The sequence below is a fragment of the Thauera sp. GDN1 genome, assembly GCF_029223545.1.
Lineage (GTDB): Bacteria > Pseudomonadota > Gammaproteobacteria > Burkholderiales > Rhodocyclaceae > Thauera.
Genome location: NZ_CP097870.1, coordinates 78,812 through 101,792, shown reverse-complemented (window position 1 = coordinate 101,792; position 22,981 = coordinate 78,812). Strand labels below are relative to the sequence as shown.

The window sequence follows — 22,981 nt, the reverse complement described above, 5'->3', positions numbered from 1 at the left end:
GGGAGAGGTTCAGCGCAGCGCGCGCAGGCGGGCGATGCGCTCCTGGGTCGACGGGTGGGTGGAGAACAGCCCGCGCAGGCCGCCGCCGGAGAGCGGATTCATGATCATCATCTGCGCGGTCTCGGGATGCTGCTCGGCGGTGTGCATCGGGATGCCGCGGGCGTAGGCATCGATCTTGGCGAGCGCGCTGGCAAGCGCCTCGGGGTCGCCGGAGATCTCCGCGCCGCCACGGTCGGCGCCGAATTCGCGGGTGCGGCTGATCGCCATCTGGATGACCATGCCGGCGAGCGGGGCGAGGATCATCAGCGCGATCGACACCACCGGGTTGGGACGGTCCTCGCCGTCGCGGCCGCCGAAGAACATGCCGAAGTTGGCCAGCATCGAGATCGCGCCGGCGATGGTGGCCGAGATGGTCGAGATCAGGATGTCGCGGTTCTTGACGTGCGCCAGCTCGTGCGCCATCACCCCGCGCAGCTCGCGCTCGGACAGCATGCGCATGATGCCGGTGGTGGCGGCGACCGCGGCGTTCTCGGGGTTGCGGCCGGTGGCGAAGGCGTTGGGCTGGGCCTCGTCGATGATGTAGACCCTGGGCATCGGCAACCCGGCGCGCTGGGCGAGCTCACGCACCATGTTGTACAGATAGGGCGAGGACGCGGCATCGACCTCGCGTGCCTTGTACATCTTCAGCACCATCTTGTCCGAGAACCAGTAGGCCCAGAAATTCATCGCGCCGCCCATGACGAGCGCGATCAGCATGCCCTGCTGGCCGCCGATGGCGGCGCCCATCGCGCCGAACAGGGCGACGATGCCGGCCATCAGGATGGTGGTCTTGATCCAGTTTCCGAACATTGCGGGATCCTTCCTGCAAGAGATTGATTCGTCGGCTCGGTTTGGGCCGCGTGCGGTGATGTTCAAGCCGCAGCCGGCACCGTGAAGCGTTCGCCGACAGAGACCGGGAATCCGCGCAGGAATTCCCCGGCGGGCAGGCGCTTGCTGCCGGGGCGTTGTAACACCGTGCATCGCAGCGCATCGCGGCCGCAGGCGATGGTGATGCCTTCGTCGTCGACCGCGAGCACGGTGCCGGGCTCGCCCGCGCCGGGCACGACCTTGCCCGACCAGCATTTCACTACCGTGTCGCGCAGGCTGGAGGCGGCGCCGGGGAAGGGATCGAAGGCGCGCATGGCACGCTCGATGTCGACCGCGGGACGGGTCCAGTCGATGCTGGCCTCGGCGCGACCGATCTTGGCGGCATAGGTCACGCCCGCGGCCGGCTGCGGGGTGGCGACGAGCTCGCCGCGCTGCAGCGCGGCCAGGGCCTCGACGATGCATTCCCCGCCGAGCGCCGCCAGGCGGTCGTGCAGGCTGGCGGTGGTGTCGGCGGGCAGGATCGGGGTAGCGCGCTTCAGCAGCATGGCGCCGGTGTCCAGGCCTTCGTCCATCTGCATGATGGTGATGCCGGTCTCGGCATCGCCGGCCTCGATCGCGCGGTGGATCGGCGCCGCGCCGCGCCAGCGCGGCAGCAGCGAGGCGTGGATGTTGAGACAGCCCAGGCGCGGCAGCTCCAGCACCGCCGTGGGCAGGATCAGGCCGTAGGCGGCCACCACCAGCAGGTCGGGCGCGCACGCGGCGAGGCGCGCGCGCTGCTCCTCGGTGCGCAGCTTCTCGGGCTGGTCGACCTCGATGCCGCGGTCGAGCGCGAGCTTCTTCACCGCGCTCGGGGTGAGCTTCATGCCGCGGCCGGCGGGGCGGTCGGGCTGGGTCAGCACCAGCGGCACCTCGTAGCCGGCGGCGAGGATGGCCTCGAGCGCGCAGGCGGCGAATTCCGGGGTGCCGGCGAAGGCGACGCGCAGGCCGCCGGTCTCGGGGGCGGTGGCGGCCATCACGCGGTGATGCGCGCTTTCTTGGCCAGCTTGCTCTTGATGCGGCCGAGCTTGAGCTGGGACAGGTACTCGACGAAGACCTTGCCGTCGAGGTGATCGATCTCGTGCTGGACGCATACCGCGAGCAAACCGTCGGCATCGAATTGGAAGGATTCGCCTTTTTCGTTCAGGGCGCGAACTTTCACACGCTCGGCACGGGTCACCTTCTCGTAAATTCCGGGTACGGAAAGGCAGCCTTCCTCGCACACCTGCTCGCCGTCGCGTTCGAGGATCTCGGGGTTGATCAACGCCCTCAGGCCGGACTTGTCCTCGCTGATGTCGATGACGACCACGCGCTTGTGCACATCGACCTGGGTGGCGGCCAGCCCGATGCCGGGCGCCTCGTACATGGTCTCGGCCATGTCCTTCACGAGCTGGCGGATTTCGTCATTCACCTCGGCGACCGGCGTGGCGACCGTGTGCAGGCGGGGATCGGGGTAGCGGAGAATGGGTAGGAGAGCCATGAATGCCTTGCTGCGTTAAGCCTTTAAGGGCAGAATTTCAAGCGGTTTCACATGCCTGCGCATGTATTACGACGGGATATCGGAGCGTGCTTCGGCAGCAGTTCTCGCCGGCTTCGACCCCGACCAGCCAGCGGCGTTCCGGGATGATCCCGGCCTGCTCCGCCACGACCGGAAGCAACCAATGATTCGAATTATATTCCCTCTGCTGGTCGGCTTCGCCACGCTGCTCGGCGCCAGCGCCCATGCGCAATCCGGCGTCCGCCTCGCCGACAACGCGCCCGACAGCTACACCGTGGTGCGCGGCGACACCCTGTGGGACATCTCCGGCCGCTTCCTGCAGGAACCCTGGCGCTGGCCGGAAGTCTGGCGCCTGAACCGCGACCAGATCCGCAATCCGCACCTGATCTATCCCGGCCAGGTCATCTTCCTCGACCGCAGCGGCCCCTGGCTGAGCATCGGTCGCCGCATCGGCGGCAGCGCCCAGGACGGGCGCCTGCAGCCGAAGATCTACACCGAGGAGCTCGCGGCCGCCGTGCCCAGCATCCCGCTGCAGATCATCGAACCCTTCCTGAACCGCCCGCTGGTGGTCGATCAGCCACGCCTGGACGGCTCGGCCACCATCGTCGCCACCGAGACCAGCCGCGTGCTCACCGGCTCGGGCGACACCGTGTTCGCCAAGAACGTCGATCCCGACACCGAGGTGTGGCACATCTACCGCCCCGCGCGGCCGCTGGAAGATCCGGTCACCGGCGAGACCATCGCCTGGGAGGCGGCCTACCTCGGCACCGCCCGCGTCACCGAGCGCGGCGAACCGACCACGCTCGAGATCGTGTCCGCGGTCGAGGAGATCGGCGTCGGCGACCTGATGATGCCGAGCGAGAATCCGAGCGTGTTCTCCTATGCGCCGCACGCGCCGGAGCAGGCGGTCGACGGCCGCATCGTCAGCATCTACCGCGGGGTCAGCGAGACCGGCCGCCTCAACGTGGTGGCGCTCAACGTCGGCGAGCGCGACGGCCTGGAGCGCGGCCACGTGCTGTCGCTGTTCCGCAACCGCGGCACCGCCGAATACCGCGGCGAAGCCGGCAAGGAGACCTTTCAGCTGCCCGAGAAGCGCTACGGCGTGGTGTTCGTGTTCCGCGTCTTCGAGCGCGTGTCCTACGCGCTGGTGATGGAATCCGACGGCCCGGTGACGATCGCGGACGCGGTCCGCAAGCCCTGATCTCCCAGGCTGCGGGGCGCAGGTCTTGTCTTCGACGACGCTGACGGGCGCGGCTGAGGACCTCGCCGACTGGTTGCGCCTGGCCGCGGTACCCGGCCTGGGCGCCGAGCGCCAGCGCAGTCTGCTCGCGGCCTTCGGCCTGCCGCGCCACATCTTCGCAGCGGGTCGCAGCGCGCTGAGCGCCGTGGTCGGCCGCGAACTGGCGGATGCGGTGCTGGCCCCGCCGCCGCAGGCGCAGATCGAAGGCGCGCTGGCGTGGGCGACCGAACCCGGCAGCCACGTCCTCACCCTCGCCGACGAGGCCTATCCGCGCAGCCTGCTCGACATCGCCGACCCTCCGGTACTGCTCTACGTGAAGGGCGATCCCGCGCTGCTGCAGCGTCCGGCGATCGCGCTCGTCGGCGCGCGTTCGGCGACCGCGCAGGGCGAAGCCAACGCCGAGGCCTTCGCGCGCAGCCTGGCGGAAGCCGGGCTGACAATCGTCAGCGGACTCGCCCTCGGCGTCGATGCAGGCGCCCACCGCGGCGCGCTGGCAGCGGGGGCCGACGGCGGCGGCACGGTGGCGGTGATCGGCACCGGCATCGACCGCATCTACCCGGCGCGCAATGCCGCGCTCGCGCGCGAGATCGCGGCGGGCGGGGCGATCGTCAGCGAATTCCCGCTCGGCACGCCGCCGCTGCAGCACAACTTCCCGCGCCGCAACCGCATCATCGCCGGGCTCGCCCAGGGCGTGCTGGTGGTCGAGGCCGCGCTCAACAGCGGTTCGCTGATCACCGCCCGCCTCGCCAGCGAGAGCGGGCGTGAGGTGTTCGCGATCCCCGGTTCCATCCACTCGCCGCTGGCGCGCGGCTGTCACCGGCTGATCCGCGACGGCGCCAAGCTGGTCGAGACCGCGGAGGACGTGATCGAGGAATTGCGCGGCCGGCTGGGCTGGCCGGCACCCACGCCGCAAGCCGTGGGGCGGCGACGGCAAGGCGGCAGGGCTACGGCCGGGCGCGGCGCGCGCACCGCCCCGCCCGTGCAGCAATCCGTGCCCGGGCTCGACGACGAGCCCGCCCGCGTGCTGCAGATCATCGGCCACGACCCGGTGGACATCGACACCCTCGCCGGGCGCTGCGGCTTGACGGTCGATGCCCTCTACGCCATCCTGCTGCCACTCGAGCTGGACGGACACCTCGCACGCCTGCCGGGCGGCCGCATCCAGCGCCTGTGAACCGGCCGCATCGCCCGGGGCAAGGGAACCCGCAGCGAGCCACGCAAACGCGCGCTCCGGTGCCCGAATGCGCACCGCCACTCCTGCAGCGAAGGGCACCGCTGGCTGCCCACGACTGCGCCCCGCCGCATCGACAAGAGGCCCCTTTGTTCGACATCCTCGTATACCTCTTCGAAAGCTACATCCACGCCGACGCCTGCCCGGAACCGGACCAGCTGACGCGCAAGCTGTCGGCCGCCGGCTTCGAGCAGGAGGAGATCTCCGAGGCCCTGGAGTGGCTCGCGGGTCTGCGCCGGGTGGCGCGCGACATCCACCCGGGGATCGCGCCCAGCGCCGGCTCGGTGCGCATCTACACCGAAGACGAGCAGGCCCAGCTCGACGCGCGCTGCCGCGGCTTCCTGAGCCTGCTGGAGAGCGCGGGCGTGCTCGGCGCCGCGCATCGCGAGCTGATCATCGAGCGCGCGATGGCGCTGGCCGACTTCACGATCACGCTCAACCGCCTGAAGGTCATCGTGCTGATGGTGCTGTGGCAGCAGGAAGAGCCGATCGACACGCTGATGGTCGACGAGCTCCTCACCGAGGAAGACGACTGGGGCTACGAACCCACCGTGCATTGAGCGGCCGCCCCCTCGTCTTGCACGTGCGCACCCGCCGTCCTTATCATCCGCCGCTTTCGAACCCCATGCGCCACAGTGGCGCCAACGCCGTTTCCAGCCGAGCATGAGCAAGCAACTGATCATCGCGGAAAAGCCTTCCGTCGCGCAGGACATCGCCCGTGCGCTGGGCGGCTTCACCAAGGAGAAGGACTACTTCGAGTCCGACGAATATGTATTGTCGTCGGCCGTCGGCCACCTTCTCGAGCTCGCCGTGCCCGAGGAATTCGAGGTCAAGCGCGGCAAATGGACCTTCGCCCACCTGCCGGTGATCCCGCCGCACTTCGCGGTCAGGCCGATCGAGAAGACCGAGGACCGCCTCAAGCTGCTGACCCGGCTGATCAAGAGGAAGGACGTCACCGGCCTCATCAACGCCTGTGACGCGGGCCGCGAGGGCGAGCTGATCTTCAACTTCATCGCCCAGCACGCGGGCAGCAAGAAGCCGATGCAGCGCCTGTGGCTGCAGTCGATGACCGCGCAGGCGATCCGCGACGGCTTCGCCCACCTGCGCGCCGCACAGGAGGTCGAGGGCCTGCGCAACGCCGCGATCTGCCGCGCCGAGTCCGACTGGCTGATCGGCATCAACGGCACGCGCGCGATGACCGCGTTCAACTCCAAGACCGGCGGGTTCCACCTCACCACGGTGGGCCGCGTGCAGACACCGACGCTGGCGATGGTCGTGGAACGCGAGGACAAGATCCGCAAGTTCAAGTCGCGCGACTACTGGGAGCTGGAGGCGCGCTTCGGCTGCGCCGCCGGCGAATACCCGGGGCGCTGGTTCGACGAGAAGTTCAAGCGCCCCGAGGGCGACGAGCACGCCACCGCCTTCCGCCTGTGGGACAAGGCCCAGGCCGAGGCCATCCGCGCCAAGTGCGAGGGCAAGCCGGGCGTGGTTACCGAGGAGGCCAAGCCCTCCACCCAGCTGTCGCCGCTGCTGTTCGACCTCACCAGCCTGCAGCGCGAAGCCAACGGCCGCTTCGGCTTCTCCGCCCGCGTCACGTTGCAGCTCGCCCAGGCGCTGTACGAGAAGCACAAGGTGCTGACCTACCCGCGTACCGACGCGCGCGCCCTGCCCGAGGACTACCTCGCCACCGTGAGCGAGGTCATGCGCACCCTGCCCGACCAGTACGCACCCTTCGCCAACGAGATCGCCAAGCAGGGCTGGGTCAAGCCCAACAAGCGCATCTTCAACAACGCCAAGATCTCCGACCACTTCGCCATCATCCCCACCGGGGCGCTGCCGAAGAACCTGTCCGAGGCCGAGCACAAGATCTACGACCTGGTCACCAAGCGCTTCCTCGCGGTGTTCTACCCCGCGGCCGAGTACCAGATCACCACCCGCATCACCCGCGTCGAGGGCGAGGCCTTCAAGACCGAGGGCAAGGTGCTGGTCAATCCGGGCTGGCTGGCGGTGTATGGCAAGGAAGCCGCCAACGACGAGAAGGATGGCAAGGAAGGCGGCGGCCCGCAGCTGGTCGCGGTGAAGCAGGGCGAGACGGTGTCCACCGAGGACATCGCGCTCAAGTCGCTGCAGACCAAGCCGCCGGCGCGCTTCAACGAAGCCACGCTGCTGTCCGCCATGGAAGGCGCGGGCAAGATGGTCGACGACGAGGAACTGCGCGCGGCGATGGCCGAGCGCGGCCTCGGCACCCCGGCCACGCGCGCGCAGATCATCGAAGGCCTGATCAGCGAGCAGTACATCCACCGCGAAGGCCGCGAGCTGATTCCGAGCGCCAAGGCCTTCTCGCTGATCACGCTGCTGAAGGGCCTGGGCGTCACCGCGCTGACCTCGCCCGAGCTCACCGGCGGCTGGGAATACAAGCTCGCGCAGATGGAGCACGGCAAGCTCAGCCGCGAAGCCTTCATGAACGAGATCGCCGAGATGACGCGCGAGGTCGTCGAGCGCGCCAAGCGCTACGAGTCCGACACCGTGCCCGGCGAATTCGTCACGCTGCAGACGCCGTGCCCGAAGTGCGGCGGCGTGGTGAAGGAGAACTACAAGAAGTTCGCCTGCCAGAGCTGCGAGTGGAGCACCTGGAAGATCGTTGCCGGCCGCCAGTTCGAGTACGACGAGATCGAGACCCTGCTGCGCGCGGGCAAGGTCGGCCCGCTGCTCGGCTTCCGCAACAAGATGGGGCGGCTGTTCAACGCCGAGATCGTGCTGAACGAGGACAAGCAGCCCACCTTCGATTTCGGCCAGCCCAGGGAAGGCGAGGAAGCCGAGGCGGTGGACTTCTCCGCCCAGCAGCCGGTCGGCGCCTGCCCGAAGTGCGGCAGCGGGGTGTTCGAGCACGGCCTCGCCTACGTATGCGAGAAATCGGTCGCCGCGCCCAAGGGCTGCGACTTCCGCTCCGGCAAGGTGATCCTGCAGCAGCCGATCGAGCGCGAGCAGATGGCCAAGCTGCTCGACGAAGGCAAGACCGACCTGCTCAAGGGCTTCGTGTCGGCGCGCACCCGGCGCAAGTTCTCCGCCTTCCTGGTGCGCGGCAAGGACGGCAAGGTCGGCTTCGAGTTCGAGGCCAAGGCGCCGAAAGCGCCCAAGGCGGGCGACAAGGCCGCCGCAGCGAAGGACGGCGAGGAGGCCGCGCCCCCCAAACGCGCTACCGCGCGGAAGAAGGCAAGCTGAAGGAACTCGGGAGCTTGAGGAACTGCGTGACATCCTCACTGACCGCAGGGCGCACTTCCCGGTCGGCGCGACAAATGAGAAACGGGCCCGCGGGCCCGTTTCTCATTTGATCACCGTCTGCAGGCAGCTCAGCCTTCGAGCAGGCTGCGCAGCATCCAGGCGGTCTTCTCGTGCACCTGCATGCGCTGAGTCAGCAGGTCGAGCGTGGGCTCGTCGCTGGCCTTGTCGGCGATCGGCGCGATGCTGCGCGCGGTCTTGATCACCGCTTCCTGGCCCTGCACCAGCAGGCGGATCATCTCCTGGGCGTTCGGCACGCCCTCCGGCTCGGCCATGCTGGTGAGCTTCTGGAATTCCTTGTAGGTGCCGGGCGCCGGGAAGCCCAGCGCGCGGATGCGCTCGGCGATCTGGTCCACGGCGAGCGCGAGCTCGTTGTACTGCGCCTCGAACATCAGGTGCAGGGTGTTGAACATCGGCCCGGTCACGTTCCAGTGGAAGTTGTGCGTGGTCAGGTACAGGGTGTAGCTGTCGGCCAGCAGGCGGGACAGGCCCTCTGCGATCTTCGCGCGATCCTTCTTGTTGATGCCGATATCGATTTCCATGCCGACTCTCCTTGTGGAAGATTTTCCTTGGGCGCCTTGCGACGTCCGCTGCATTCAAATGCTAAGCCAATTTCCGCGATTGATCCAATTGATCGGCGGAATCCCCTTCATCCAGCAGGGCTATCAAGGCCGTCCACGGCCAACCGGTCGCACCCCGGGCAGCTCGCTATCGAGGATCGCCGCGCGCAGCACGTCGATCGCGCCGCTGCGCGGATAGGTGACGCGCCAGGCCAGCGCCACGCGGCGCGAGGGCTCGGGCTCGGAGAACGGCCGCACCGCGACCAGCGGGTTCTGCGTGGTGACGTCGTCGGCCGCGGAACTCGGCAGCACGGTGACGCCGAGGCCGGTGGCGACCATGTGGCGGATGGTTTCCAGCGAGCTGCCCTCCAGCGTGCGCTGCAGGCCGCCGATGTTGCGGCAGCTCGGGCACACCTCCAGCACCTGATCGCGGAAGCAGTTGCCGGCGCCGAGCAGCAGCAACTGGTCGTCGGCGAGGTGCTCGGCAACGATCGCCTTCTCCGCGGTCCACGCATGATCGGCCGGCAGCAGCACGCGGAAGGGCTCGTCATACACCGGCTGGGCGACGATGCCGGGCTCCTCGAAGGGCAGGCTGATGATGATGACGTCGAGCTCGCCGCGCTTGAGCGCCTCGGCCAGGCGGGCGGTGAAGTTCTCCTGGATGATCAGCGGCATCCGCGGCGCGAGCTGGTGCACGCGCGGGATCAGCCGCGGCAGCAGGTAGGGCCCGATGGTGTAGATCACGCCGACGCGCAGCGGCCCGGCGAGCGGATCCTTGCCGGCGGCGGCGATCTCCTGGATCTGGCTCGCCTCCATCAGCACCTTCTCGGCCTGGGCGACGATGCGGCGCCCGGTCTCGGTGATCTTGACCTCGGAGGCGCTGCGCTCGAAGAGCTGGATGCCGAGCTCCTCCTCGACCTTCTTCACCGCCACCGACAGCGTGGGCTGGGAAACGTGGCATTTTTCCGCCGCACGGCCGAAATGGCGCTCATGGGCGAGCGCGACGAGATAGCGCAGGTCGGTCAGCGTCATGGTCTCTTCCCCCTGGAAATGAATTCGAACCCGAGAGGGCCTGCGCAAGATGTTACCGCGTCCCCCGCGGCAAGCGCACGAAACCGCGCGGGCGCGGCGCGCAGCGGAGCCCTTGATCCCGGGCGTCCGCGCCCCAACTATGCAAACGGATGTGATCAGGGGAACAGACGCCGCGAATCGGCGTCCACTGCCCGTTGTCGGCATCGAACATTTAACGGAATCGACCATGCGCAAATACCTCGTCGCCACCAGCCTCGCCCTTTCCATCGCCGCCGCCCTGCCCGGCGCGGCCCTGATCCCCTCCGCCCATGCGCAGGCCGTCCCCGGCACCTCGATGGTGACACCGAACCGCTACGGCCTGCCGGACTTCGGCGACCTCGTCGAGCAGGTCGGCCCGGCGGTGGTCAACATCAGCGTGGTGCAGCGCGCCGCCCAGGGCGCGACCACCGAGAATCCCCTCGCCAACGACCCCTTCTACGACTTCCTGCGCCGCTTCGGCGTGCCGGTGCCGGGCTTCCCCGGCCAGCCCGGGATGGGGCCGCGCGCGCGCCAGGGCATCGGCTCGGGCTTCATCGTCAGCCAGGACGGCTATGTGCTGACCAACGCCCACGTGGTGGCCGGCGAGGACGGCGACGCCGCGCTGTCCGAGGTCACGGTGACGCTGATCGACAAGCGCGAGTTCAAGGCCAAGGTGGTCGGCGTCGACCGCCGCACCGACGTCGCCCTGCTCAAGATCGACGCCAAGGGCCTGCCGGCGGTGAAGATCGGCAGTCCCGACCAGGCCCGCGTCGGCGAATGGGTGGTGGCCATGGGCTCGCCCTTCGGCTTCGACAACACCGTCACCGCCGGCATCATCTCGGCCAAGGCGCGCCGCCTGCCGGACGAGACCTACGTCCCCTTCATCCAGACCGACGTCGCCATCAACCCGGGCAACTCCGGCGGACCGCTGTTCAACCTCGCCGGCGAGGTCATCGGCATCAATTCGCAGATCTACTCGCGCTCGGGCGGCTTCATGGGCATCTCGTTCGCGATCCCGATCGACGTCGCGATGAACATCAAGGACCAGCTCGTCGAGCACGGCCGCGTGCAGCGCGGGCGCCTGGGCATCGCCATCCAGGGCGTGGACAAGGACCTGGCGCAGTCCTTCGGCCTGGCCGATGCGCGCGGCGCGCTGGTGGCCAGCGTCGAGCCCGGCAGCGCCGCCGACAAGGCCGGGCTGCAGGCGGGCGACGTGGTGCTGGAGGTCGATGGCCGCCGCATCAGCGATTCGGCCGAGCTGCCGCGCATCATCGGCGAGAAGCGTCCCGGCACCCAGGTGAAGATGGAGATCTGGCGCGACGGCCGCAGCCGCAACGTGAGCGCGACCCTGGACGAGCTCAAGACCGACACCCTGGCCGCGGGACCGGCGGCGCCCACCCAGGTCGAACGCATCGGCGACAAGCTCGGCCTCAGCGCCCGTGCGCTGACCGCGCAGGAAGCCGCCGAGCTCAAGCTGCGCGGCGGCATCATGATCGAGGGCGCGGACGGCCCCGCCGCCCGTGCCGGCCTGCAGCGCGGCGACGTCATCCTGGCCTTCAACAACCAGCCGGTGACCGGCATCGCCGAACTGCGCGCGCTGCTCGAGCGCGCCGGCAACCGCTTCGCGCTGCTGATCCAGCGCGGCGAGGCGCGCATCTTCGTGCCGGTGCGCATCGAGTAAGGCCGACCCTGAAGGGCCCATGCACGGGGGCGGAGCCATCGCGGCTGCCGCCCCTTTTCGCATCCGGCGCGTCCCCGGAGGAATATCAACACAATCCGATATATCCTCGACCCGCGAGCATGTAATCTCTTGCAGGAATCATGGAACCGGCGGCACAGGCAGCGGTCTGCCGAGTCCCGCATTCGTCCCACACATTCCCTCAACCCGACCCAGGAGGTCCACGATGAAAAAAGCGATTGCCCTCGGCATCCTCTCCCTGTCCCTCGCCACCGCCGCTTCGGCCCAGGTCAAGCCTGAGGACCAGATCAAGTTCCGCCAGGCCGGCTACAGCTTCATGAGCTGGAACATGGGCAAGATCAAGGCCAACCTCGAGGGCGAGTACAACGCCCAGCAGGTCCAGGCCGCCGCCAACGCCATCGCCGGCATCGCCGGTTCGGGCATGGGCGCGCTCTACGGCCCGGGCACCGAGAAGGACATCGGCAACCTCAAGACCCGCGTCAAGCCCGAGTTCTTCCAGGAGATGCCGAACGTCGGCAAGCTCGCCACCGACTTCAACAACGCCGCCGCCAACCTCGCCAAGGTCGCCGCCACCGGCGACAAGGCCGCGGTACAGAAGGCCTTCGGCGACACCGGCGCGACCTGCAAGGCCTGTCACGACAAGTACCGCATGGAGTGATGCGCCCGCGCCGGCCGCAGGGCCGGCGGATGCAGATGCGAAAAATGCCACCGCTTTCGAGGTGGCTTTTTCGTTTCTGAACGCCGCGGGCAGGGCCTCACCAGGCCGCGGGCGGCGGCGGCGGGGGCGGTTCGATGAAGCTGCCGGTGGCGAGGTAGAGCACGGCTGCGGTGATCGCCAGCGCGATCACGAAGGCGAGCGCGCCGCCGCCCTGCGCGGGCCGGGCGTCGGCCTCGTCGACTTCCTTCATGCCGGTGATCATCGGCCGCACCAGATTGTCCTTCTTGACCAGCGCATAGAACAGCACCGCCGACACGTGCAGCGCGACCAGCACGATGATCGCCCAGTAGTTCTGCCGGTGCAGCCCGGACAGCCAGTCGCTGGTCTCGCTGCTCACCAGCGCACGCAGCGGGCCGGAGAAGGCGATCTCGTCGTTGGAGAACAGCCCGGTGAGCGCCTGGTAGATCATCACCCCGAGCAGGGCCAGCACCGACAGCGCGCCGAGCGGGTTGTGTCCCAGCCCGCTCCAGTGCCCGCGCAGATGGGCCCACAGGTGGGCCGGACCGGGCACGAAGTCGGCAAAGCGGGCATAGGTGGAGCCGATCACCCCCCACACCAGGCGGAAGGCGAGCAGCCCGGTGATGGCGATCCCGGCCCGGCCGTGCCATTCGATCAGGCTGCCGCCGATCTGGGCGGTGACGTAGGCGGCCACCACCAGGATGGCGAGCAGCCAGTGGAACAGACGGGTCGGGAGATCCCAGACTCTTACCTTGCGCATCTTGTATTCCTTCCCTGAAATTCAGCCTGAATGACTGCGCCATCCAGCGCGGGTTCCGCTGCGGTGCATCATTCTGCCTTGCGCTGATCGAGGAACTCGCGCAGATGGCGTCCGGTGTGCGAGGCCGGCGTCGCCATCGCCACCTCGGGCGGGCCTTCGGCCACCACCTGGCCGCCGCCGTCGCCGCCTTCCGGGCCGAGGTCGATCAGCCAGTCGGCCTCGGCCATGACGTCGAGGTCGTGCTCGATCACCAGCACGGTGTGGCCGGCATCGGTCAGGCGGTGCAGCACGTGGATCAGCTTGTCGACGTCGGCCATGTGCAGGCCCACGGTGGGCTCGTCGAGCACGTACAGGCTGTGCTTGTCCGCCGGCAGCGGCACGCCGCCGGTGTCCTCGGCATCGCCCGGGCGGCGGCGCACCTTGGCGAGTTCGGTGACGAGCTTGATGCGCTGCGCCTCGCCGCCGGACAGGGTCGGGCTGGGCTGGCCCAGGGTCAGGTAGCCGAGGCCGACGTCCTGCAGCAGTTGCAGCGGATGGGCGATCGCCGGATGGGCGGAGAAGAAATCCACCGCCTCGTCCACCGGCATCGCCAGCACCTCGGCCACCGTCCTGTCCTTCCAGCGCACCGACAGCGTCTCGGGGTTGAAGCGCGCGCCGCCGCAGCCCTCGCAGGGCGTCTTCACGTCGGGCAGGAAGCTCATCTCGACGGTGGTCTGGCCGGCGCCGTCGCACACCGGGCAGCGCCCGGCGCCGGTGTTGAAGGAGAAGCGCGAGGCGTTCCAGCCGCGGGTGCGGGCGTCGAAGGTATCGGCGAAGAGCTTGCGGATCGCGTCCCAGAAGCCGACGTAGGTGGCCGGGCAAGAGCGCGGCGTCTTGCCGATCGGGGTCTGGTCGACTTCCAGCACGCGGCCGACCTGCTGCCAGCCGTGGATGCCCTTGCAGCCGACCAGGGCCTGGTCGACCTCCTCCGGCTGGGCCTGGCCGCGGCGGCGGGCGCGGGTGGCCTCGGGGTCGCCGAGGCGCGCGCGCAGGTTGGCGTGGATCACGTCGCGCGCCAGGCTGGACTTGCCGGAGCCGGACACGCCGGTGACCACCGTCAGGCGCGCGAGCGGGATGCGCACCGAGATGTCGCGCAGGTTGTGCAGGCTGGCGCCTTCGATGCGGATCGCCGCATGGTCGCCCGCCACCGCGCGGCGCGGGCGCAGCGGGTGCTGCAGCGGGTGGCGGAAGCATTCGCCGGTGGCGGATTCGGGCGCGGCGAGCAGATCGGCGATCGTGCCTTCGGCCACCACCCGGCCGCCGCGCACGCCGGCGCCTGGGCCGAGATCGATGACATGGTCGGCGCGGCGGATGGTGTCCTCGTCGTGCTCGACCACCAGCAGCGTGTTGCCACGGTCGCGCAGCGCCTCCAGCGTGTCGAGCAGCAGGCGGTTGTCGCGCGGGTGCAGGCCGATGGTCGGCTCGTCGAGGATGTAGCACACGCCGCGCAGGTTGGAGCCGAGCTGCGCGGCCAGCCGGATGCGCTGCGCCTCGCCGCCGGACAGCGTGGGCGCGGCGCGGTCGAGCGCCAGGTAGCCGAGGCCGACGTGCTGCAGGAAGGCCAGCCGGCCGCGGATCTCGCTGACGAGGTCGCGGGCGATGTCGGTCTCGCGCTCGTTCAGCGCCAGCTCGGCGAAGAAGCCGGCCGCCTTGTCCACCGGCTGCGCCGCGAGCTGGTGCAGGCCGAGCTCGCGGAAGCGCACCGCACGCGCCACCGGGTTCAGGCGCGCGCCCTCGCAAGCCGGGCAGGGCTCGTCGCTGACGATGACTTCCTCCGCATCGCCGAGGTCGAGCGCGTCCGGGTCCTCGATGCGCGCCGCCGTCTTCAGCCCGGTGCCGTAGCACTTGGGACACCAGCCGTGCTTGGCGTTGTACGAGAACAGGCGCGGATCCGGCTCGGGGAAGCCGGTGCCGCAGCTCGGGCAGGCGCGCAGGGTGGAGAAGGTGATCGGCGCGGCGCCGAGCTTGCCGATCTCCAGCACCTTGATCACGCCCTTGCCGATGTCCAGCGCCTGGCGCACGAACTCGCGCAGCGTGGGCTCGTGCTCCGGCTGCACCACCACCATGCCGGTGGGCAGCTCGATGTTGTGCTCCTTGTAGCGGTCCAGCCGCGGCCATTTATTGGTCGGCAGGTATTCGCCGTCGACGCGCAGCTGCGCGTGGCCCTTGCCGCGCGCCCACTTGGCGAGGTCGGTGTACAGGCCCTTGCGGTTGACCACCAGCGGCGCGAGGACTTCGACGGAAGCGCCGCGCAGCTCGCGCTGGATCTGGGCGACGATGGCCTCGAAGCTCTGCGGGCTCACCGGCACGTCGCAGTCGGGGCAGAACTGCGTGCCCAGCTTCACGTACATCAGGCGCAGGAAGGGGTGGATCTCGGTCAGCGTCGCCACCGTGCTCTTGCGCCCGCCGCGGCTGGTGCGCTGCTCGATCGCCACCGTGGGCGGGATGCCGAACAGGCCATCGACGTCGGGCCGGCTGGCGGGCTGCACGAACTGGCGGGCGTAGGCGTTGAGCGATTCCAGATAGCGGCGCTGGCCCTCGCCGAACACGATGTCGAAGGCCAGCGTGGACTTGCCCGAGCCGGACAGACCGGTGATCACGGTGAACTGGTCGCGCGGGATCTGCAGGCTGACGTTCTTGAGGTTGTGCTCGCGGGCGTGACGGATCTCGATCGCCGGGGCAGCGAGGGGGCGATATTGCGCCGGCGCTTCTGCCGCGACCAGCGGCCGGGCTCCACCCGTGGGAGCGGCGGAAGCCGCGATCTCTCCTGTCTTGGCAAGGGCGCGGGCAGCGTCGCCGTCATCGCGGGTGCCGCCGCTCCCGCCGGGGGCTTCTCCGCCGCGGGTGCGGGCGAGTGCCTCGGCGTAGTCGCGCAGCGCGGCGCCTGTGTGCGAGCTTTCATGCGCGCGCACCACCTCGGGCGGGCCTTCGACCACGATCGCGCCGCCGCCTTCGCCGCCCTCCGGGCCGAGGTCGATGATCCAGTCCGACGCGGCGATCACGTCCAGGTTGTGCTCGATGACGATCAGCGAATGTCCCGCCTGCAGCAGCTTGTCGAAGGCGCCAAGCAGCTTGGCCACGTCCTCGAAGTGCAGGCCGGTGGTGGGCTCGTCGAAGAGGAAGAGCAGGCCGGGCTCGACCTTTTCCCCAGCTTTACTCCCAAACTTATCCACAGCACTGGCTTTGCGTACAGTCTTCTTCTGCGCCGCCTCGGCCAGATGCCCGGCGAGCTTCAGACGCTGCGCCTCGCCGCCCGACAGCGTCGGCACCGGCTGGCCGAGGCGCAGGTAGTCGAGGCCGACGTCGGCCAGCGGCGCGAGCGCGGCGAGCACCTTGGGATGCTCGCGGAACACGTCCAGCGCCTCGTGCACGGTGAGCGCCAGCACGTCCGCAACCGAGCGTCCATCCCATTGAAGCTCAAGGATTTCCGGGCGGTAACGCTTGCCGTCGCAGTCGGGGCAGCGCAGCCACACGTCGGACAGGAACTGCATCTCGACATGCTCGAAGCCCGAGCCGGTGCAGGTCGGGCAGCGGCCCGTGCCGGCGTTGAAACTGAAGGTGCCGGGGGTGTAGCCGCGCGCCTGCGCCTCCGGCAGGGCGGCGAACAAGTTGCGGATCGGGTCCCAGGCGCCGACGTAGCTCACCGGGTTGGAGCGCGAGCTCTTGCCGATCGGCGACTGGTCGACCATGACCACGCCGCGCAAGTTATCCACATTCTCCAGCCGATCGAAGATCCCCGGCGATTCGGTCGCCTCGCCGAAATGCTTGGCCAGCGCCGGGAACAGCACGTCCTGGATCAGCGTCGATTTGCCCGAGCCGGACACGCCGGTGAGGCAGGTCAGTCGCCGCAGCGGAAAACCGACCGTGAGCTCGCGCAGGTTGTGCTGGCGCGCGCCGACCAGCTTCAGCCGCGGCGTGGCGGCATCGACCGGCCGCGGCGGGCGATCGACGTCGATGCGCTTCCTGCCGGCCAGCCAGGGGCCGGTCACCGAGTCCGGGTTGGCGGCGATCTCGGCCGGCGTGCCGCGCGCGACGATGTCGCCGCCACGCTCGCCGGGGCCGGGGCCGATCTCGAGCAGCTCGTCGGCGGCCACCATCACCTGCGGGTCGTGCTCCACCACCACCAGCGTGTTGCCGGCGTCGCGCAGGCGCGTCATCACCCCGAGGATGCGGCCGATGTCGCGCGGGTGCAGGCCGATCGAGGGCTCGTCGAGCACGAACAGGGTATTCACCAGCGAGGTGCCGAGCGCGGTGGTCAGGTTGATGCGCTGCACCTCGCCGCCCGACAGCGTGCGCGACTGGCGGTCCAGCGTCAGGTAGCCGAGGCCGACGTCGGCGAGGTAGGCAAGCCGGCTGCGGATCTCGCCCAGCACCAGCTCGGTGGCCTCGTCCGGCACGCCGGGAATGTGCAGCGCCGCCACCGCCTCGCGGATGCGATCGACCGGCATAGCCATCAGTTCGTGGATGGCGACCCCACGCCTATCCGAAGCCGGCACCCCGCCGGGCGTCTGCCCTGTGGGAGCGGCGGCAGCCGCGATCTCGCCTTGCACGCCGACGGTGCTCTCGGAACCGCGCGCTTCGCGGCTGCCGCCGCTCCCACAGGAGGTGTGCAGCGCCCCGGCCACCGGCAGGCGCCACAGCAGCGCATCCGGCTTCAACCGCGCCCCATGGCACGCCGGGCATTCCGTGTAGCTGCGATAACGCGACAGCAGCACGCGGATGTGCATCTTGTAGGCCTTGGTCTCCAGCCAGTCGAAGAAGTGGCGCACGCCGTACCAGTAGCGCGGCCACGAGCTGTCCCAGTTCTTCCACTTCGGGTCGCCCTCGAACAGCCACTGGCGATGCTCCGGCGGCAGATCGCGCACCGGGATGTCCATCGCCACGCCGTACTTCTTCGCCATCTTCTCGAGATCGGCCTGGCACTCGCGGTAGCTCTCGGTCTGCCAGGGCTTCACCGCGCCTTCGGCCAGGGTCTTGGACTCGTCCGGCACCACCAGGCCGAAATCCACCCCGATCACCCGCCCGAAGCCGCGGCAGGTCTCGCAGGCGCCGATCGGCGAGTTGAACGAGAACAGGCCGGGTGTCGCCTCCGAATAATGGATGTCGCAGTCCGCGCAGTGCAGGCCGGAGGAATAACGCCACACCGCCTCGCCTGGTGTTTTCTCCGACTTCACGCCCTCGCCCGACGCATACACCGCCAGCCGCCCATGGCCGCGCGCCAGCGCCGACTCCAGCGCCTCGGCCAGGCGCGCATCCTCGGCGTTCGAGGCGCGGAAGCGGTCCTGCACCACCTGCAGCACGTCGTTGCCCTCGGCGCCGGCCCCGGCGAGGCGCTCCTGGATGCGGGTGTAGCCCTGCGCGGCGAGCAGGCCGGTCACCTCCGCTTCGCTGAAGTTGGACGGCACCGTCACCGGAAAGCACACCGCCAGGCGCGGATCGCCCTCGGCCGCCGCGCGCGCGCGCAGCTCGGCGGCGATGCTGACCGCCGAATCGCGCCGCACCGGCTTGCCACAGCAACGGCAGTGCAGATGTGCGGCGCGCGCGTACAGCAGCTTGAAGTGGTCGGCGAGCTCGGTCATCGTGCCCACCGTCGAGCGCGAGGTGCGCACCGGATTGGTCTGGTCGATCGCGATCGCCGGCGGCACGCCCTCGATGCGATCCACCTGCGGCTTGTCCATGCGGTCGAGGAACTGGCGCGCGTAGGGCGAGAAGGTCTCGACGTAGCGCCGCTGGCCCTCGGCGTACAGAGTGTCGAACACCAGCGAGGACTTGCCCGAACCGGACACGCCGGTCACCACCGTCAGGCGGTTCAGCGGCAGGTCGAGCGACAGGTTGCGCAGGTTGTTCTGGCGCGCACCGCGGATGCGGATGGCGTCGGCGATCGAGGCGGGGGCGTCGATCGGGGTGTAGCGAGGTGCGGAGGCGGACATGGGGCGCGAGGCGGAGACGTGAGCCGACATTTTAGTCGGCGGGGTGCGTCTCGGACTCGTGGAGCGGGGGGAAAGGTTCCCGCGGGGGCTGCGACGAGCAAGGCGAGCAGCTGCTGCGTCGTGCTCGGTGAAGTCAGGCGGCAATGTGTCAGTCACCTGACGTTCGGCCGTCAGGCGACGGCGAACGACAGCTTCCCCATCCTCCGAACTGGAACTACCGACCCTCAAGAGACGTTCACAGTTTTCAGGCCAATGGCTGCTATCTGCGGGAAGCTGTCGTTTTCATCGGAAAATGCGCGCGTGCACCACTGAGCCTTTGAAGCGAAATTCATCTTCACGTGTTAATCTTGCGAAGGGGCCGTTAGGCAGAGTTTTTTGCCGTTGTTTCGCGGCATGTGACAACAAAGTCAGGGGCTTTGCCTCCTGGTTTCCGTTTGAGATGGCAGTCCATAGTTCGCCATAGGTAGTGCTAAAGAGTGCCTAACGTGCCCCACTTCCAGAGCAATGTCTTTCCTGACTAGTCTTAAGAGCACAGATTCGCTCCATGATGTTGCATACCTTCTTGGATATCAACCCAAGTCGCTCTCGTATGTCATCTACAAGATGCCTGTCAAGTACACGACGTTCACAGTGCCAAAAAGCTCTGGCGGTGTTCGTAATATTTCCGCACCGTGTCCAGAACTCAAACTGCTTCAACGCCGTTTGTCAGATGGCCTTCAAAGTTGTTGGGACGAAATCAATAAGAAAAAGAATGTAAAGAAACCGGTGTCTCACGGCTTTCGAAGGGATGCTTCGATTGTGACGAACGCCTCGATCCACCGTGGAAGGCGCTTCGTATTCAACGTCGACATAAAGGACTTCTTTGACTCCATAAACTTCGGGCGCGTGTATGGGTTCTTTGTTAAGAACAAAGACTTTGCGCTGACGGAGAGTGTTGCAAAAATCCTCGCGGCGATCGCTTGCCATGATGGGAAATTACCTCAGGGCAGTCCTTGCTCGCCAGTAATCTCGAATTTGATAGGCCAGATACTCGATATTCGACTAATTCAGCTTGCACGTAGACACGGGTGTAGCTACTCGCGCTATGCAGATGACCTGACCTTCTCGACTAACGAACGCGTATTTCCATCCGCGATAGCGTTGGAGGACACTGACCATTCCTGGGTGCCGGGTGCGGCGCTCACCAGAATAATCGCGAAGAGTGGTTTTCAACTCAATCCTAAGAAAACCCGAATGCAGTACTGCGACTCTCGTCAGGAAGTGACCGGCCTTGTTGTGAATCGCCGAATAAACACGCGTCCAGAATACCGGCGCTTGGCTCGGGCAATGACTCACCGATTGCTTACAACGGGGAAATTTCAAGTTACGGGGACGACGAAGAATGCATTGGGAGCGCTCGTGCAGACCAGAGTGGATGGCAGCATCCGCCATCTTCAAGGCATGTTCGGCTTCATCGACTGGATCGATTTAAGTCACAAGAAAGCCCGGGGAATTCTCAATGGAACTCCTTCTTCGATAGACGGAGTGTACAAACGGTTCCTTATGTACCGTGACTTCTTGGCTAGTGAGACACCGGTCATTCTGTGTGAGGGCAAGACCGATAGCGTGTACCTTCGTGGGGCAATTCGACGCCTAGCCACAAAGCATCCAAACTTGGTTTCAATGAGCCCTGCGGGCAAGGCCGATTACAAAGTTCGGTTCTTCAATTTCTCTTATACTTCGCAACGGATCTTGGATCTATCTGGCGGTGCTTCTGCGGTAAAGTCCTTTATCACCGCTTACATTAAGTTAGCCAAAAAGACTCCTGCACACACGAACCAGCAACCACTCATCGTTTTGCTTGACAATGACTCAGGCGGCAAGGTCTTTTATGGTCTGATTAAGGAGTATCACGGCAAAAGGATGCCTGTGGATGGTATGGATGACTTTTATCATCTTGCCGCTAACGTTTATGTCGTCTTTACGCCGATTGCAAAGCCTGGGGACAGTAGCTTCATCGAGGAGTTTTTTCACCCAGCACTACTCAAAGCTAAGATTGGCTCAAAGGTGTTCAATCCAGACGAAAAAACTTTTGATGAAAACAATGAGTACGGTAAAGCTGCTTTTGCAACACAGGTTGTGCGGCCAAATATCGCCAAGATCAATTTCGATATGTTTGATCCGATACTAACTCGAGTAGAGAAGGTTATCGAACACCACATCAAGAAGCACATTCCATGAGCGGTGCGACGAAGTAAGGTCTCTCGGCGAAAGAGTAGGGATGACATAGATTCTGATGGACGAAATCTTCACGGAGTTCAAGTTGTGTCCGTTTGCTTTCGCGGACATCCATAAACCTCAAGTTGGATGAGATGTAATGGATGCCGACTGCTAACCGCAAGAATAGGGCGTCAGCAATCAGACTTGAGCAGCCCGATTGACGTGGCCGAAGAACGTCTCCTGATGGCCGAATGTGTGAGGTCGGGGTGAGTGCCCCTTAGCGGCCGGTGGCGATCAGGCGGCGGCCGCCCTGAATGACTGCAAAGGCTGAAAGCGACCGAGACGACAGCCCCCTACCGGACGAATTCCGATTCGAACACCTTCCCGATGCCCGAGTGCCAACCGTGACGCGCCTGCGCACCCGGCCAGCGCCGGGCTATGGCGTTCTCACGGTTCGCCGCCAATGCCACCCACGCATCAGCGGCGGCATCGACAACGATCCGGATCACGCCCCGCCGCGCGCCTTGTAGTACTCGGCGATGGCAGGAATACCCGCGATCCGGTCGACGAAGGCCGCAAGCTTTGGTGCCACGGTCTCGACCAGGTCGGCTGGAATGTGGTCCAGCTTGCCGGAGCCAAGCCAGCGCAGGATGACGAAGGCCTTGAGGTCGGCGACGGTCAGGCGATGGTCCGCAAGGAATTCGCCACCGTGGGCGTCGAGCTGGTGCTGCAGCCAGCGCAGATAGCGCGGCAGTACTTCCGCCGCGAGGGCCTCGCGGGCGTGCTTGAGCGCATCGCCGGTCATGCCGAAGGTGGCCACGATCTTTGTGTTGATGTCTTCCAGTGCGCCCATCACTTCGTCGCAGAACAAGGCCTGAAGGTCGTCTTCCGGGTAAAGACCGGCCAGCTTTCCGGCATAGCGCGTGATTGCGTCGCTCTGGGTGACCTGCACGTCGTTGACGTGAAGCGTCGGCACCTGGTCCAGCGGTGTGGTCTTGCGGACCTCTGCAAAATCACCGAACGCAAAGCGCTTGTCCTCGAATGGAATTCCGCCGATGTGCAGGGCCAGCCGTGCGGGCTCTGCCCGTCCGCCGGAAAAGTCGAAATAGGTAAGCTTGAGTTTGTCCATGGGTTCGTGTCCTGCCGGCGTGCGGCGTTGTGGGTCGGGGAGCCTTGCGATCGGGCCAGCGCAAGGCGGGTACTGCAGGACACACGTATAGGCTACGCAGCGGGGGCGTGCAAGGGCATGCGGGCGGGCCCGTGCGGGCAGGCCGCAACGCTCATCTGTCCGTCAATAACCCGCCTCTTTCTGGTGACGGAAGGCCAGCACATACACCGCATTGTCTGCCGGCTCGTGGCGGTAAAGGGCGACGTATCCGGAATCCCCAAAGGCGATCACCAGCTCACGCAGCTCGGGTGCTTCCGGAAACGGGCGGCCAATGTCAGGCGCCGTCTCCAGCAACAGGAGCTGCCGCGCTATGGCCTGTCCAGCCCGCCGGGCGGCTTCAGGCGCTCTCACGCCCAGGAAGCGTCGGCAGCGCTCCAAGCCTTCTGCTGCACGCTCGGTGACGATTACTTGTGGCACTCGGGCACCGCACTTTCTTCATCGGTGCCCCAGATGTTCAACCAAGTGCGGACTTCTTCACCCGTCAGATGGCGGCCGGTTTCCTTGTACGCTGCCCACGATGCCAGAGCTTCCTGCGTGAAGCTTTCGCGGGCCTCCTCGCGCTCGACGTACTGCTGGATGGCCTCGAGCATGATCCAGTGCGCCGAGCGGCGGCGCTGTGCGGCCAGGTGCTGGACACGACTTTTCAGCGCGTCATCGATCTTGAGGGACGTTGCCATGATGGCCCCTTATCAATTGGTGATACCTCCTGACACTCTAGCTCGTGCCCTCCCCTGAGTCCATCCGGACTG

General features: G+C 67.0%; 17 protein-coding genes. 7 read left to right on the top strand and 10 right to left on the bottom strand.

What is annotated here, in order from left to right:
• Window positions 1-9: 9 nt before the first annotated feature.
• From htpX to def, 3 genes are all read right to left on the bottom strand, one after another.
• The gene (gene htpX / locus CKCBHOJB_RS00445; protein ID WP_281050118.1) at window positions 10-849 is read right to left on the bottom strand and encodes a zinc metalloprotease HtpX; all 840 of its coding nucleotides are present in this window, start codon (window positions 847-849) and stop codon (window positions 10-12) included.
• 62 nt (window positions 850-911) lie between these two features.
• Entirely contained in the window at window positions 912-1,880 is a 969-nt protein-coding gene (fmt, locus tag CKCBHOJB_RS00440; RefSeq protein ID WP_281050117.1) for a methionyl-tRNA formyltransferase, read from the bottom strand.
• Window positions 1,880-2,383 (bottom strand): peptide deformylase, encoded by a 504-nt coding sequence (def, locus tag CKCBHOJB_RS00435; protein WP_281050116.1) that lies wholly within the window; start codon window positions 2,381-2,383, stop codon window positions 1,880-1,882. The genes fmt and def overlap by 1 nt, the downstream gene beginning before the upstream one ends.
• A gap of 181 nt (window positions 2,384-2,564) precedes the next feature.
• On the opposite strand from def, the gene CKCBHOJB_RS00430 reads away from it, so the two are divergent.
• The 4 genes from CKCBHOJB_RS00430 to CKCBHOJB_RS00415 all read left to right on the top strand — a co-directional run bounded on the left by CKCBHOJB_RS00430 (window position 2,565) and on the right by CKCBHOJB_RS00415 (window position 8,094).
• Window positions 2,565-3,602 (top strand): LysM domain-containing protein, encoded by a 1,038-nt coding sequence (locus CKCBHOJB_RS00430; RefSeq protein WP_281050115.1) that lies wholly within the window; start codon window positions 2,565-2,567, stop codon window positions 3,600-3,602.
• Window positions 3,603-3,642: 40 nt separating this feature from the next.
• Complete coding sequence (dprA, locus tag CKCBHOJB_RS00425) at window positions 3,643-4,815, top strand: DNA-processing protein DprA (protein WP_281051728.1); 1,173 nt, start codon at window positions 3,643-3,645, stop codon at window positions 4,813-4,815.
• Between the two features lie 146 nt (window positions 4,816-4,961).
• Window positions 4,962-5,432, top strand: coding sequence for a DUF494 domain-containing protein (locus tag CKCBHOJB_RS00420; protein WP_281050114.1), 471 nt, complete (start codon window positions 4,962-4,964; stop codon window positions 5,430-5,432).
• A gap of 103 nt (window positions 5,433-5,535) precedes the next feature.
• Window positions 5,536-8,094, top strand: a complete 2,559-nt coding sequence (locus CKCBHOJB_RS00415) for a DNA topoisomerase III (RefSeq protein ID WP_281050113.1) — start codon at window positions 5,536-5,538, stop codon at window positions 8,092-8,094.
• A 128-nt stretch (window positions 8,095-8,222) separates the two neighbouring features.
• Here CKCBHOJB_RS00415 and CKCBHOJB_RS00410 read toward each other — a convergent pair whose 3' ends face one another.
• A complete protein-coding gene (locus CKCBHOJB_RS00410; protein ID WP_281050112.1) occupies window positions 8,223-8,693 on the bottom strand; it encodes a Dps family protein in 471 nt (156 codons plus the stop codon).
• Between the two features lie 123 nt (window positions 8,694-8,816).
• Window positions 8,817-9,743, bottom strand: a complete 927-nt coding sequence (locus CKCBHOJB_RS00405; protein ID WP_281050111.1) for a hydrogen peroxide-inducible genes activator — start codon at window positions 9,741-9,743, stop codon at window positions 8,817-8,819.
• Between the two features lie 226 nt (window positions 9,744-9,969).
• Between CKCBHOJB_RS00405 and CKCBHOJB_RS00400 the strand changes: the two genes are divergently transcribed.
• Both CKCBHOJB_RS00400 and CKCBHOJB_RS00395 read left to right on the top strand, forming a co-directional pair.
• On the top strand, window positions 9,970-11,442 hold the full coding sequence (locus tag CKCBHOJB_RS00400) for a DegQ family serine endoprotease (protein ID WP_281050110.1): 1,473 nt from the start codon (window positions 9,970-9,972) through the stop codon (window positions 11,440-11,442).
• A 223-nt stretch (window positions 11,443-11,665) separates the two neighbouring features.
• On the top strand, window positions 11,666-12,118 hold the full coding sequence (locus CKCBHOJB_RS00395; RefSeq protein ID WP_281050109.1) for a cytochrome c: 453 nt from the start codon (window positions 11,666-11,668) through the stop codon (window positions 12,116-12,118).
• Between the two features lie 97 nt (window positions 12,119-12,215).
• On the opposite strand, the gene CKCBHOJB_RS00390 is transcribed toward CKCBHOJB_RS00395, so the two are convergent.
• Both CKCBHOJB_RS00390 and CKCBHOJB_RS00385 read right to left on the bottom strand, forming a co-directional pair.
• Complete coding sequence (locus tag CKCBHOJB_RS00390) at window positions 12,216-12,896, bottom strand: cytochrome b/b6 domain-containing protein (RefSeq protein WP_281050108.1); 681 nt, start codon at window positions 12,894-12,896, stop codon at window positions 12,216-12,218.
• Window positions 12,897-12,964: 68 nt separating this feature from the next.
• Window positions 12,965-18,865, bottom strand: coding sequence for an excinuclease ABC subunit A (locus CKCBHOJB_RS00385; RefSeq protein ID WP_281050107.1), 5,901 nt, complete (start codon window positions 18,863-18,865; stop codon window positions 12,965-12,967).
• 504 nt (window positions 18,866-19,369) lie between these two features.
• Between CKCBHOJB_RS00385 and CKCBHOJB_RS00380 the strand changes: the two genes are divergently transcribed.
• On the top strand, window positions 19,370-21,085 hold the full coding sequence (locus tag CKCBHOJB_RS00380) for a retron Ec67 family RNA-directed DNA polymerase/endonuclease (protein WP_281050106.1): 1,716 nt from the start codon (window positions 19,370-19,372) through the stop codon (window positions 21,083-21,085).
• Between the two features lie 484 nt (window positions 21,086-21,569).
• On the opposite strand, the gene CKCBHOJB_RS00375 is transcribed toward CKCBHOJB_RS00380, so the two are convergent.
• From CKCBHOJB_RS00375 to CKCBHOJB_RS00365, 3 genes are all read right to left on the bottom strand, one after another.
• A complete protein-coding gene (locus tag CKCBHOJB_RS00375; RefSeq protein WP_281050105.1) occupies window positions 21,570-22,193 on the bottom strand; it encodes a glutathione S-transferase family protein in 624 nt (207 codons plus the stop codon).
• A 162-nt stretch (window positions 22,194-22,355) separates the two neighbouring features.
• Complete coding sequence (locus CKCBHOJB_RS00370; protein WP_281051727.1) at window positions 22,356-22,610, bottom strand: type II toxin-antitoxin system RelE/ParE family toxin; 255 nt, start codon at window positions 22,608-22,610, stop codon at window positions 22,356-22,358.
• A 26-nt stretch (window positions 22,611-22,636) separates the two neighbouring features.
• Window positions 22,637-22,909 (bottom strand): CopG family ribbon-helix-helix protein, encoded by a 273-nt coding sequence (locus CKCBHOJB_RS00365; RefSeq protein WP_281050104.1) that lies wholly within the window; start codon window positions 22,907-22,909, stop codon window positions 22,637-22,639.
• Between the last annotated feature and the right edge of the window lie 72 nt (window positions 22,910-22,981).

What these genes read in the sequence shown, in the direction of transcription:
- CKCBHOJB_RS00390 (WP_281050108.1), bottom strand. Translation starts at nt 12,896, where the DNA reads ATGCGCAAGGTAAGAGTCTGGGATCTCCCGACCCGTCTGTTCCACTGG.
- CKCBHOJB_RS00395 (WP_281050109.1), top strand. Translation starts at nt 11,666, where the DNA reads ATGAAAAAAGCGATTGCCCTCGGCATCCTCTCCCTGTCCCTCGCCACC.
- fmt (WP_281050117.1), bottom strand. Translation starts at nt 1,880, where the DNA reads ATGGCCGCCACCGCCCCCGAGACCGGCGGCCTGCGCGTCGCCTTCGCC.
- CKCBHOJB_RS00375 (WP_281050105.1), bottom strand. Translation starts at nt 22,193, where the DNA reads ATGGACAAACTCAAGCTTACCTATTTCGACTTTTCCGGCGGACGGGCA.
- CKCBHOJB_RS00380 (WP_281050106.1), top strand. Translation starts at nt 19,370, where the DNA reads ATGTCTTTCCTGACTAGTCTTAAGAGCACAGATTCGCTCCATGATGTT.
- CKCBHOJB_RS00365 (WP_281050104.1), bottom strand. Translation starts at nt 22,909, where the DNA reads ATGGCAACGTCCCTCAAGATCGATGACGCGCTGAAAAGTCGTGTCCAG.
- CKCBHOJB_RS00410 (WP_281050112.1), bottom strand. Translation starts at nt 8,693, where the DNA reads ATGGAAATCGATATCGGCATCAACAAGAAGGATCGCGCGAAGATCGCA.
- CKCBHOJB_RS00385 (WP_281050107.1), bottom strand. Translation starts at nt 18,865, where the DNA reads ATGTCCGCCTCCGCACCTCGCTACACCCCGATCGACGCCCCCGCCTCG.
- htpX (WP_281050118.1), bottom strand. Translation starts at nt 849, where the DNA reads ATGTTCGGAAACTGGATCAAGACCACCATCCTGATGGCCGGCATCGTC.
- def (WP_281050116.1), bottom strand. Translation starts at nt 2,383, where the DNA reads ATGGCTCTCCTACCCATTCTCCGCTACCCCGATCCCCGCCTGCACACG.
- CKCBHOJB_RS00405 (WP_281050111.1), bottom strand. Translation starts at nt 9,743, where the DNA reads ATGACGCTGACCGACCTGCGCTATCTCGTCGCGCTCGCCCATGAGCGC.
- CKCBHOJB_RS00400 (WP_281050110.1), top strand. Translation starts at nt 9,970, where the DNA reads ATGCGCAAATACCTCGTCGCCACCAGCCTCGCCCTTTCCATCGCCGCC.
- CKCBHOJB_RS00415 (WP_281050113.1), top strand. Translation starts at nt 5,536, where the DNA reads ATGAGCAAGCAACTGATCATCGCGGAAAAGCCTTCCGTCGCGCAGGAC.
- CKCBHOJB_RS00430 (WP_281050115.1), top strand. Translation starts at nt 2,565, where the DNA reads ATGATTCGAATTATATTCCCTCTGCTGGTCGGCTTCGCCACGCTGCTC.